The sequence below is a fragment of the Lactobacillus sp. genome (assembly GCF_014803895.1).
In genome coordinates this window covers 43,520-56,625 of record NZ_JAAVAU010000003.1, presented here as the reverse complement: position 1 = coordinate 56,625, position 13,106 = coordinate 43,520, and the positions used below count along the sequence as shown (strand labels likewise).

Here is a 13,106-nt window from a genome sequence, read left to right as displayed (position 1 = left end):
AGAAGATTAAAAGGCCACCTTTGTGGGCAACCTTTTTCGATTTATTTAACTGTTTGAATCATTTTCTTTACTCTATCAATATTGATAACTTCAAGCACATCAGGAATGAAAGTCTGAATATTTTTCAATATTTGCTTATCATCTAGGCCTTCTTTTTTGCTATTAGCAATAAAAGAGAGTAACGTTTTATTTGTTCCTTCCTCAATACCCTCAGCACGCAGCTCATTATTGCGTCTTTCTCTCGCTAACATAATACCCCTCCTTTTTGGGTCTGTATTCATCAACACGATTTCCTCCTCGGCTTCTTTGAAGTAAGGATTATGCGTATCCTCGCCATTAATAAACTTAGCCAAATCTGCCAAATTTACATTTTCAGATTGTAATTTTCCTTTTGAATTAATGATAATCTTGCTAGAATTCGTTTGCAACTGAAGCGATTTATCACTATCTTCATATTCATGAAAACTATATTTCAACTTCTTTTGATCATATGGATCAAACACACATAAGAAAATTATAAAGGATTCTTTTAAATCCAAATACGTATCTCCTTTATTCAAGGAATCCAAATCAATCAACGATTGATAATATCGCATTCGCAAGCCAAGATTGTACTCATTAGCTACTTGCATTTCTACATCATACAAGCGTCCCTCAACATCTTTAACAAAAATATCCAAAATAATATCTTTGCTCTCGGTATCAGGATTGCCTTTTTTATCCTGCTTTTGCAAATAACTAATTTTTGTAATCTCTATTTGCGGCAAAATTGTCTGTAATACAAATTTACAAAACTTCTTGTTGCTCATTATTTCACCAAAAACAACGTCCGATGAAAAATCACGCCACTTTCCATCGTCATGTTGATCGACCTTAATAATTTGGGGCCTCATAAACACTCAACTTTCTATTTAAATTTTAGAAATTCTTATCCTAATGTTTATTACGAAAATGGTGCTTATTTTCTTACAAAAAAGCCGTCTTTTTCAAGACAGCTTCACTTCTAAAGAATTCTCCATACCAAAACTAAAATAGCACCCATAATTCCCCCACGAATCATTCGGCGAATACAAGCTCGACGAAAAGGTATACCTTTAAGAATCATCTGATTAAAAAATATTTGTTTACGTAAATATTTTTCACGCAAATTATTTACATATAACATTACCTGATCTGGTGTACCACCATTTCGTCTTAACTGCTCACTTTTTTTCTTTAGTTGCCGTGCTTGCAACTTAAAATTACCTCGCAAATATCCCAATACCATATCACTCACAAACCATAACAACAAAATCGCCAGCAACCAAACGCGATCATAAGTATTCTTATCGAGTGCCAAAACAACAATAGTTTCAGTCATAAACATTAGAATTTCTAAAGCAAAAAGTCTCTTCATATTTTTCTCCAAATTATTATATATTTGATATATTATACAGCAAAAAAAGAGCCGTATACCGGCTCCTCATTATTTCAATAATCCATGTTTCATTAAATCTTGCTTCAAGTCAGAGAAATGCTTAGCATCATCAAATTTAATCTTACTAAAACTTTTCAATAAGCGACGTTGATTCCAACTTAATTCTTGCTTAGGACGAATTTTATCAATATGTTTGATTACATCTTCATGCCAATTATCAAGCTTATGTCTGATTGCAGAATTATCAGTTGCTTGATCTAACTTAGCATGTAATTTATTAAGATGTGCATTGATTTTTTCATTCCACATTTGCGTAGTTGCATGGAATCTCTTAACACTAATAATTGTTAAGACTAAATCAGTACCCATCACAACCACAATAATGGCTGCCATCGCACCATGCGTTTTTGCCTCTTCCCAGTTAATAATCTTCTGGATAAAAGGTTGAACAAACTTAACTAAAATTACTACTCCAATTCCCCAAAAAAGAGAAATCTCTGGCGCAATACGGCCCTGAATATTTCCCCATAAATGAGAATAATCCCACAATGTCATATGGAATACTTTTTGTAAAAAGACACTAGCAACAAACTCAAATATAGTTGCCACTAACATTCCTACAATAAAAAGCAAGAAAATATTGTCTTGGAACCGATCAGTACAAATTAAAATTGTCGTGATTGCAAAACCATAAACTGGACAATATGGTCCAAACAAAAAGCCACGATAATCATAATGACCATCTTTAATGGAACAATACACTGTTTCCCACAGCCAGCCTACTACTGAATAAGTGAAAAACAACACAATTATTTCTGAAAGTGTGTATGGCATATGCCACCTCCTAGAAATAATTGTGACATACTTTGTTATTTTTACGCAAGACCAATTTTTATAATAATAGAGTTAGCAAAACCTTGGTAATTTAGTGGGGGATGAAATCCGCCCTATTATTATAAATCCGCAAAAAGTTAAAAATTTATTCTAATAACAGTTAATTAGTCTCATTATTGAAGAAATCACTATCAATCTGATACAATTCAAAGTTTTCCTTTACCTGGACTCCGACTTTGTACTGAATCATCAAATTACCTAACATTTGACCATCAACTAAAGCAATAGTATCAGAGTCTTCAGCTCTTTCTCTAGCATCTTTAGAAAATGACGACGTGGTAATAAAAATACCACGCTTTATTTCACCACCAAGAGAACCAACAAATTCATTAATTTGCGGTCTTCCAACTGTCTTGTTAGCTGCATATCTTTTAACTTGCAAATATACGCGTTCTAATCCCAGAGGATCTTTATTAATAATACCGTCAATTCCACCATCGCGTGTTCTTTGAGTAGTAACGGCCAAGCCGTCAGTTCCCTTATAGCCCATTGCACTAATTAGTTTAACCATTAAAGTTTCAAACTCTCCCGGATCAACCTTACGAAGCCTATTTAAAAGCTTCTCTCTCAAAATATTATTTTGCTCATTAATCCAAGATTTCACCTTACTAACAGAATATGGCGCAGAGTGATCATGAACTTCATTCTTAACTACCGGCACTTTATTCTTCACCAAGGGAAGTGGAAAATCAGACACTTCTGCATCCCTCTTTAACTGTTTCTTACCCTTCTCAGTCAAAAAATATTCATCATTTTTATTTTCTAAAAAATTATCTCTAACTAATTTAGTTGCAGCTTCTCTTCCATTACGTCTGAGAAAACGTTTCTGACTATTATTTAACTTTTGACCTAATTTTTCTTCTAACTTATCTAGCAAAGTATCCCCAGATATTGCTGGAAATTCCTGAATAATCTTCAAAAGGCTATTCTGTAAATCATCTGGAGTATATTCATCTTTAACCATTATTTACCACTCAACTTAGCTTCTAGTTCTTTGATCTTGATATCTTTAACAGCATTATCAACAATTCTATAATTTGCTTGCCATAATGTCTTAGTCTTACCAACTGTTTGAGGATTATTACCAGTTTCAAAAGTAGTTTGTACTAATTCAACGCCGACTGTATCCCAAACTTTATAAGGATCAACTTTCCAAGTGATTTTTCCAGTTTCAGGCTCTTCTTCAAGCAATGCTCTGAAGGCACCGTATATTGGGAAAAGAAAACCATTTGAAATACTATAATTCTTTTCCTTCATATTAAATTCAGTAAAACCTTCCCCGTCTTTTTGAACCTCAACACCACGCAAGCCACCAAACTTGGACTTCTTACCCTCTTCTTTTTTATACTTGCGGTACATTTCTGGAAGAGTAGTCTCAACTTCTTCATATAAGTCAATTAACTTAGGTAATTCTGGTGCTAATTTTTTATAAATATTATCTTCTTGTTCATATTCCTTCTTATAATCAATAAAAACAGCACGCTTGCTTGAATATGCGGCAGTTGGAACTGAGGTGTTGCCGGGGAATCTCTTAATATTGAACATAAACATCAAACGCAACAAGTCAGCAACTGGAATTGGCTTCGTATCATTATCCTTGTAAGCAACTTCATCACCATAAGCTTCGTCATCAATACTCTTCTTAATGAAGCTAAACTTATCATCCAATTCATACAAGGCAATGTCACTAACTTGCAGTGAAGTATTACGAGCATCAGCAAGTTGTTGAATATCAACGTCACTACCGACAATAACTTCTGCCTTAACGAACTTCTCCTTCATCAAATCTTCGGAGATTGCATCCCTGTTTTGGATAATTGCAGTATAAGTATGACCTCCATCCAAGATACCGTACAACTTATGATTATCATCAAAATCAATCGTCACACTATTATCAGAATTAACGGTCAAATCCTTAGCAGTAATTACCATCCCACGATTATTAATATCAAAAGTTTCATCATCAGCCTTAACAGCATTGATTAATTCCTTAGCTACAGCGGTATTCATCTTAGGTTTACGAGGATTAACATCAAGTGAAATATTATCAGGCAAGTCTTTAAAATTTATCCATAAAAAGTAAGACGTAATATCTTTATCAGACGGAGACTTAACTTCGCGCAATTCCTTATATTTAATTTTAGTTTTAACCATTCTTATACTCCTATCTCATATAGATCTAATATAATAATACATCAGCTTATTGTATACATGAGGAGGGAATTTTATTTTTTGGTAAGAAAAAAGCCGCATCTTGCGTGGATGTGGCTTTAATAAGTAACTAATTGAGTAATATTTTTAAAGTATTCAAATTTTTTATATCAATAGGTACTAAATTTTTTGCTGCATTAGGAAATTTGGTAATATTAGCATGCTTATTTAAATCTTTTACGAGTCTATATTCATGTTGATATTTATAACTCATTCTTTTATAGAATACAGCCTCATCTTTATTATCAATTAATTTAAACGAATCGCCGTCATAAGGATCATAATACTTTACTAACCCATCTTTGAGTTCATCTTTTCTTTTTACATAATTTATTACCTTTGCACTTACTAAAAATAATGTTCTATCTGATGACCCCATTTTTTTAACATCACTAATAAATTCTTCTTTTAATACAAACTCCTTTGGGTTAATTGATCTTATTAAATCATTTCTAGTTATTGCCATAAAACATGCAATTCCTATAGAACTTTTTTCTTTATTAGACAGCCCTTGAGTTAGATCAACTGGTCCAACTATATCTTTAACAGGAATAACAATATTATTAATTTTTAAAACAGGATGATTAGATCTATAGAGTTTGGTTCCCTCATATTGATCACCTATTTTTTTATCATTATTATTGTTCTCTAAATTTTCAAAATAATTTAGAGAGTTAAAAAATAAATTACCATCTTTAAAACTTTTTACATATTGGTTGTCAACATATTTTAAATAGTATAATGGTTTCAATTTATTCACCTAAAATATTAAACGATACTAAATTTTTAAGAAAACTACTTGAAGCTATTTTCTTATCTCCACAAATATTAGTGTTCGTAATAATAGTAAATCATGATACGTATTAGGGACAAGAGTTTTATTAATTCTGTCCCATATAAAAAAGTCAAGTTTTTTAACACTTGACTTTTAAAAAATTACTTAGTTGTTCTATCTTTCTGACAATTCGTTTTTGCTCTTCAAGTGGTGGCAATGGAAATATATATTTTTGTACTTCCTTAGGTTTCGCTCTGGTCAACGAACCACCTACACCTGAGACGTTGCTTTGTAATAACTTTCTGAAATATGGCGCCATTAATCCATATCTAAAATAATCTGGCAAAATATTGTCTTGTCTTAAAACAATCCACTCAGTTGAAGCAATATTATCGTTTTCTGTAATATCCAAAACCTTCCAAACTCTATTAATACGGGGATTAATTTTACAAAGCAAGATATCATCTTTATTCACAGTTTGTTTATTAGATTTTATTTCTTTACCTTGAACTATTTCAGGATGACCAGTTGGATAGATTGGAACGCTATATAATTCAAATATTTCATCAGGCATTTTATCCGGATGAACTGAGTGTCCATTGTAAGTATTAACATCCCCCAATCTAGCCCATTCCCAACTATCGGGAATATCGAAAGGCTTCTCCTCATCGGTGATTAGTGGCAGCGGCTTGGTCTTCTTAATCTTCTTCTCCTTAACCAACTGCGCCTTCTCGGCCTTGATCTTCTCAAGCAACTCGCTCGCCGGCTCATCATTAGGATCCTGCTCAACCAACTTGCCACGCATCGCCAAGTCCAGCACCTTGTCATGCAACATCTGCTGTAATTCAACGTATTGGTCATTAGAAGATTCGACTTTGCGAAGCAAAGCGAATAGCTGCGCTATTTTGTCAGCGATTCGACTTTGCTCTTCAAGTGGTGGAAGTCCAATTACCCTTTTAGATAATTTAGGAGAATCAACTGTTGGAATAGTAGATCCTTTAATATATTTAGTAATATCGATACTACTAAATAAATAAAATAAAAATTTATTATCTAAATTTTTAGACCCTATTAATGCACCAGTATTTAAATCAACTAATGAATCTTGTGACAAGACACGCTTTTTACGTGTCAATACTGCTCCACCATTTTTAGGAAAAACTATAGTATTAGCTGGAAAAATATTTCTCTCATAACTATCTCCAACATACTGGTCTGTATATTTTAAAAATAAAGCATTTTTTGGATCATTCATTTCTTTTACTTTAAAATATGGATAAATTCCTTTACTAGTAATGTCAGACTTTTTAGGAGTTTTTCCTGCTTTTAATTCACCAATATCCCCCAATCTCACCCATTCCCAACTATCGGGAATATCGAAAGGCTTCTCCTCATCGGTGATTGGCGCAAGGGGCTTAGTTTTCTTAATCTTCTTTTCCTTAACAAGCTGGTCTTTTTCTGCCTTAATCTTTTCAAGCAAGACACTTGCTGGCTCATCATTTGGATCTTGCTTGACCAACTTGCCGCGCATTGCCAAGTCGAGGATTTTTTCTCTTAAAGCTTGCGCATCAAAGTTTAAACTATTAATCGTCATCTTCAATTCCTTCCAACGCCTTATTTAATTCCGCAATTGCTTCATTAATAGCTTTCGCATTTTCATTCATATCAGACATAATTTCTTTGAGTGACTTTTGTTCCTTCTCTTCTTCATCACCCATCCATGAAATATCAAGACTAGTATTTGGACGTTGCATAATTTCTTCAATAGTGAACTTACGCCAACGACCATTAGGATTTTTCTCCTTATCCCAAGTCTCTTGACGCTTAGTAAAATCATCTACATTAAATACTTTCTCAAATTCTTCAAAATCTTTAGCATTTAGTGGACTTCTTTTGCCAAATGAACGCATCTGGTGACGCATATCATAAATCCAAACATCCTTGGTATTATCATATTCACTTTCACCACGAGTGAAGAATAAGACATTAGTTTGCACACCTTGAGCGTAGAAAATTCCCGTTGGTAATCTCAAGATAGTATGAAGATTACACTTATTCATTAGGTCTTTTCTAATCTCTTCACCCTTACCAGAATCAAATAAGACATTATCTGGAACAACTACGGCCGCGCGAGCTTTACCATCTTTCTTCAATGAATTATAGATGATCTGCAAGAAGTTAAGTTGCTTATTGGAAGTATCGTAAGTTAAGTCATCACGACTAACTCTTTCGCCACCCTTCTTAGTACCAAATGGTGGGTTGGTTAAGACAACATCGAAGCCCTTCATCCACTTACCTGCACTAGATAAGGAGTCACCTTGTTCAAGTCGACCATCCATGCCGTGAAGGTATTCATTCATCATGGCCAAGCGGTGAGTTCCAGGAACCAATTCCATCCCTGAGAAGGCTTCTTCTCTTTGGAACTTTTCTTGTTCAGGGCTTAAGTCGAAGTAATCATCATTTTTTTCTTTAAGATATTCATCCGCAGCCACCATAAAGCCAAAAGTACCAGCTGCAGGGTCATTCAATCTTTCGCCAATTTCAGGCTTAGTCATTCTAACCATCATATTAATTAATGGACGTGGCGTGAAGTATTGACCAGCACCAGATTTTACTTCTTCGGCGTTTTTTTGCATTAAACCTTCATACAAGTCACCAAGACCTTCTTGCCGAGCTGTGAACCAATCCAGGGCATCAATATCTTTGATGATTTTTTCTAAGTTAGCTGGCTCATCAATTGAAGTAGAAGCATTTCTGTAGATAGCATTAATCTTATTACTATGTACCTTATCAGGATTGCCCAAATCTAAAAGCAATTGACGATAAAAACTCATCAATTCTGTTCCTTCATGAGATACTAATGCATCCCAACGCAAATCTTCTGGAATATCATCTTCCTGTCCTTGCTCCTTACTCATCTTTAAGAATAACAAGTAAGTTAGTTCCGTAATGTAATCTTGATAGCTCACCCCATCATCACGAAGCACATTACATTCATTCCATAATTTTTGAACAATCTCTTGGTTATTCACTTATTTTCTCCTATGCATATAAATTATCATTCAAAGTTTTTACAATTTGATCAATCTGTTTAGGAAATACTTTCTTCATGCTCTTGTAGCCACCGTGTGATCTAAAAATCTCACTATCTTCAAAAGCATGCTCTGCATCAGGACCTAAAACAGTAGTTTCTAGTAATTGCTTTTCAATTCTCTTAAGCCATTTCTTCTGAATGACATTCCAATCAGCCATACCATAAATCTTCTGCATTGCATTATGGATACGCGTTTCATGATCAATCAGTGGTGAACCCAAGGCAGCTTGACGAATAAAGCTAATGATATCAGCAGTTGTTTGCACATGATTGGCATTCTTCCAGGCAGTTTGCAAGCTATTTTCTTTAAAACCATTTTTCTCCAGTTGCAACTTAATCTGCTTCAACTCTTTCAAAGTCAACTCCTTGGGACGTGTTGCAATTATATTGAGAGCCGGGATTTCATTGATGTTATTTTTAATATATTCATTAAAGCTCTCGATATAATCTTGGGGCTCTACGTTGCCGTTACCATATCCACGCTTGACATCAGTCAATTCATCTTCTGCGGTAGAAATGTACTGTTTAGGACCAGCTGATTTTAGTTCAGCAAGATTTTCAAATTTATCCCATTGGCTAACAAAGTCATCTTCACTCATCTTAGAAAGCGAAGCAGCCCAATTATCAATTGACTCGACCTCATTTAAACGTTCAAATTCTTTTTTAGCAGCTTCGGACAAACGTTTGATTTTTCTTTCAACTGCAGCTGACATATCAGTTTGATATTGCTCAAATAACTTCTGGTCAGAAACCTCAAAGAGGTCATGCTTTTTATTCACATAGTACTTCACATCATGATGCGGATTCTTCACGACAGGCTTCATATTAGTAACCTGATTCATAGCATCGTAAATTCCAACTGCATCATAAATTTCAAAGTGATCTTTGTTAATTTCTGGGCACAAACGCGTAGCACGACCAAGCATTTGTTCATAGAGGATACGTGACTTAACTCGCCGCAAGAATACTAGATTAGAAATTGATGGCACATCAACACCAGTTGTTAGTAAATCTACCGTTACCGCAATATTTGGAAATTCTTCGTTTTTAAAGCGCCGAATTTCTGCATCAGGATCGCGTAAGGAACCAGTAATCTTTTCAATAGCATCATCATTAACAGGATTACCAACTTTCTTGAAGGCTTTCTTAAGTAAATTAACAACCCTATCTGCATGAGCATCAGTAGCAGCAAAAATCAAAGTCTTCCCTTGACTTGGATCGTTAGGATCCAAATTATTAGCCAGATAATCACAGACTACTTCATTAAATGATTGTGTAATTACCTTCTTATTAAAATCTTTAAGTTCAAATTTCATGTCGTCAGGCAATTCTTCCTTCTTAGTAGACTGGCTGGCTTCATCGTAAACATCAACTTCGCCCTTCTTGAACTTAATTCCATCTTTAGCAAGCTTGGTCTGAATAATATGTGGCGCATCATGATCAACTAACACCCCATCAAGTACACCTTGCATATAACTATATGAATATACTGGGCTACCAAAGATATTAATTGTCTGAAGAGCTGGAGTTGCCGTCATTCCGATTACAGTTGCATCAAAGTAGTCAATCACACGACGGTACTGGCTAATATAATCTTGCTCATTGTAAGCACGATATTCTTCATCAGCCATATCTCGGTCTTCAGCATAACCACGGTGAGCTTCGTCAACAATGATAAAATCGTACATCCCCACTGATGGTTTTTCCATCTTACCATCATCACTATAAAACAGACGTTTAATCATCCCTTGCACAGTAGCAATTTGTACCTTAGTCGAAGCTTCTGGCAATTTATCTTCTAATTCCTTCATACCATAAGTAGAAGCAAAAGTATTAGTTCCTACTTTACTATCTTTAATAGCATTGGCAGTCTGACGACCAAGAGAATTTCTATCAACAAGATATAAAATTCGACGGGCACGTTTATGATTGAGCAAACGATACATCAAAGACATCGCAGTCCTCGTCTTACCTGTACCAGTTGCCATCGCTAAAAGCATGCGCTTTTTACCTTGTTGAATGCCGTCCTCTAGAGCTTGCACGGCTTTTTTTTGATAATAACGATCTGCAAATTCTGGGAATTCTTTATCCTCTGCTAATTTTTTATTTGCTACAGCCTTATTTTCAGCAGATATTTTTAATTTTAAATCTTCAGGGCTATGAAATTCTTCAAGAGCATAGCTACTTTCCATCGGGTTTCTTGCATCCCAGAACCAGATACCGGATTTTTCTTTATATTGCTTAACGTATGGTCGACCGTTTGTAGCATAGATAAAAGGTACCTTATAATCACCCATATCTTGGTCAATTAATTGATAATCTTCAGATTCGGTGAATGAACGTGAATATTCTTTAGGTTGCGGCAATTGGCCAGCAATATCACTATCCCAACGCTTAGCTTCAATCACACCAAATAATTTCTTACCAATAAATAAGGCATAATCGGCGCGCTTTTTGTTAGGAAGAACCCATTCAGCAATTGCCATATTGTGGCCTTTCTTTGGAAGAGTACCATTCTTCCAATTGTTAAGCTTGTCAGTATCAACTTCCCAACCAGCACTGCGCAATTGATCATCTATTAACTCACGAGTCTGTGCTTCAGTAATTCCAAACTTAGCATATTGTACCGTAATCTTATGACGCTTTTCTTTCTGCTCAGGAGTTGGTGGCACAACTTTGACAGGTTGTGCTTGTAACTTAGCAATCTGCGCTTTGAGCTTAGCAACTTCATCTTCTGTATCAGCTAGTGCCTGTTTTGTGTAAGTTAGTGCTTGATTCATATCAACTGGCTTTTGATAAGGCTTAATTTCATCTTGAGAAAAAACCTCCAAAAACCAACTCCACACTGCATAAGCTAACTTACCAATTTCTAAGGCATCATCCTGCTTAGGTTGAAATTCAATCGCATCCTGGTGAGTGGCACGATTACGCTTTTTTCTAATAATATCTAAATATTCAGGGAGAATATCAGGATACTCGTTTTTTACTTTATAACTCCGCAATATATCAATACGTTCTACTTGCTTAGCATTATCATTAACTAAGCCATCTAATTCATCTAACCGAAAAATCTCTTTTGTAAGTTGCTCCGCAAAAGTTCCAAAAATTGTCAAACTGCTACGTGGATCAGAGTAAATCAAACTCTCTGAACTATTAGCCAACTTGGCATATGGAAGATATTCTTCTTCCTTAGTTGTAAAATTTCCCATTAATCTTTCTCGATTCTTTAAAAAAATATATCTTTAGTATAACAAAAAATCTTCTCAAAGCTCTCTTTCTTTATTATCAGTTATGTAGCTAAATAAAAAACGCACTTCGACTACATCAAAATGCGCTCTTTGATTAACTTTTCTTATTTTTTAACCATAGCCAATGACCCAACCAACAAATTAAGACAAACGGAATCGTATAATACAAGGCTACTCTTTGACTTTTATCAAACCAAATTAAAATGCATGATAACAAACTAGCAAAAAATGCGAAATACGGTACTAGTGGATACCAAGGAGTCCGATACTGTAAGTCTTCCAGCTTGTTACCGGCTTTTAAGTACTCTTTTCTAAATTTTAACTCACACCAGGCAATTGCCATCCATACAAATACGACAGCTAAACCTGAAATTGATACTAAAACTAAATATACTGTACTTGCTGCAACTTTACTAGAAATTAAAGCTAAAACTCCCCCACACATACTTAGTATCAAAGCCACTACCGGTACTCCTGCCTGATTAGTTTTAGCAAAAATCGGTGGCAATGTTTTTTCATTACCTAAGGACCAGAGCATTCTAGTTGAAGCATATAAGCCAGAGTTTGCAGCAGACAGAATAGCTGTTAAAATCACAAAGTTCATAATATTAGCGGCAAAAGGAACATGAATTTCGTTTAAGACATATACAAAAGGACTCTCGGTTACTCCTGCAACTTTATAAGGAATTAAGGCAGCCATTACAACAATACTCCCAATAAAAAACACTAATAAGCGCCACAAAGTTGTCTTTATAGCTTTAGGAATGGCTTTACTAGGATCTTTTGCTTCTCCAGCAGTTACTCCAATTAATTCAGTACCCGAAAAAGCAAAATTTACGGTTAACATGGTCGTAAAAACTCCACCCCAGCCATTAGGAAACCAACCATTTTTATAAAAATTTACTAATCCTGGAGCATGTGCTTGCCCTTTAAGCGGAATTATTCCTAAAATTGCTGCTCCGCCTAAGATGATGAACATTACAATTGCTAATACCTTAATAGCTGCCAACCAGAATTCACTTTCTGCAAAACCCTTAACTGAAAAGAAATTACTTCCAAATATCAAAATCATACAAGCCAAGCTCCAAATCCAAACAGGTACATTAGGAAACCACTCTTGCATAATAATTCCGACTGCTGTAAATTCTGATCCTAAGGCAATTGTCCAAGTCAACCAATAAAGAACAGCAACTACAAAACCTGCTGAAGGGCTAATAAACTTTTTAGCATACACATGAAAGGCACCTGTATAAGGCATCGCAACGGATAATTCTCCTAAGCATAGCATCACAGCAAAGACAATCAAAGCCCCTACTCCATAAGCCAAAACTGTCCCCAACGGACCAGCTTCATGAATAGTATATCCAGAACTTAAAAATAATCCTGTCCCAATCACACCACCTAAAGAAATCATTTGAATATGGCGGATACCCATTTTTCTTTTTAAATGTGTCTCATGTGCCATCT

General features: G+C 35.0%; 10 protein-coding genes. All 10 read right to left on the bottom strand.

All coding sequences use genetic code 11. The annotated features are described in order from the left end of the window. Nucleotides 1-41: 41 nt before the first annotated feature. The 10 genes from HDR40_RS01015 to HDR40_RS00970 all read right to left on the bottom strand — a co-directional run bounded on the left by HDR40_RS01015 (nucleotide 42) and on the right by HDR40_RS00970 (nucleotide 13,104). On the bottom strand, nucleotides 42-893 hold the full coding sequence (locus tag HDR40_RS01015) for an Rpn family recombination-promoting nuclease/putative transposase (protein WP_290625417.1): 852 nt from the start codon (nucleotides 891-893) through the stop codon (nucleotides 42-44). A gap of 110 nt (nucleotides 894-1,003) precedes the next feature. Next, complete coding sequence (locus HDR40_RS01010; protein WP_290625415.1) at nucleotides 1,004-1,396, bottom strand: hypothetical protein; 393 nt, start codon at nucleotides 1,394-1,396, stop codon at nucleotides 1,004-1,006. Between the two features lie 69 nt (nucleotides 1,397-1,465). Further along, nucleotides 1,466-2,251 (bottom strand): putative ABC transporter permease, encoded by a 786-nt coding sequence (locus HDR40_RS01005; RefSeq protein ID WP_290625413.1) that lies wholly within the window; start codon nucleotides 2,249-2,251, stop codon nucleotides 1,466-1,468. Between the two features lie 160 nt (nucleotides 2,252-2,411). Then, nucleotides 2,412-3,275 carry a restriction endonuclease gene (locus HDR40_RS01000; RefSeq protein ID WP_290625411.1) on the bottom strand — a complete coding sequence of 288 codons (864 nt, stop codon included), beginning with the start codon at nucleotides 3,273-3,275 and terminating at the stop codon, nucleotides 2,412-2,414. After that, nucleotides 3,275-4,465: an AIPR family protein gene (locus HDR40_RS00995; RefSeq protein WP_290625409.1), complete on the bottom strand. Its 1,191-nt coding sequence runs from the start codon at nucleotides 4,463-4,465 to the stop codon at nucleotides 3,275-3,277. Before HDR40_RS00995 ends, HDR40_RS01000 begins: the two co-directional genes overlap by 1 nt. Before the next feature lie 127 nt (nucleotides 4,466-4,592). Continuing rightward, nucleotides 4,593-5,273: a hypothetical protein gene (locus HDR40_RS00990; RefSeq protein WP_290625407.1), complete on the bottom strand. Its 681-nt coding sequence runs from the start codon at nucleotides 5,271-5,273 to the stop codon at nucleotides 4,593-4,595. Nucleotides 5,274-5,436: 163 nt separating this feature from the next. Beyond that, complete coding sequence (locus tag HDR40_RS00985) at nucleotides 5,437-6,891, bottom strand: restriction endonuclease subunit S (protein WP_290625405.1); 1,455 nt, start codon at nucleotides 6,889-6,891, stop codon at nucleotides 5,437-5,439. Next, on the bottom strand, nucleotides 6,881-8,329 hold the full coding sequence (locus HDR40_RS00980) for an N-6 DNA methylase (RefSeq protein WP_290625402.1): 1,449 nt from the start codon (nucleotides 8,327-8,329) through the stop codon (nucleotides 6,881-6,883). Before HDR40_RS00980 ends, HDR40_RS00985 begins: the two co-directional genes overlap by 11 nt. Nucleotides 8,330-8,339: 10 nt before the next feature. Continuing rightward, nucleotides 8,340-11,600: a type I restriction-modification system endonuclease gene (gene hsdR, locus HDR40_RS00975; RefSeq protein ID WP_290625401.1), complete on the bottom strand. Its 3,261-nt coding sequence runs from the start codon at nucleotides 11,598-11,600 to the stop codon at nucleotides 8,340-8,342. 133 nt (nucleotides 11,601-11,733) lie between these two features. Further along, nucleotides 11,734-13,104 (bottom strand): amino acid permease, encoded by a 1,371-nt coding sequence (locus HDR40_RS00970; RefSeq protein WP_290625399.1) that lies wholly within the window; start codon nucleotides 13,102-13,104, stop codon nucleotides 11,734-11,736. Nucleotides 13,105-13,106: the final 2 nt, after the last annotated feature.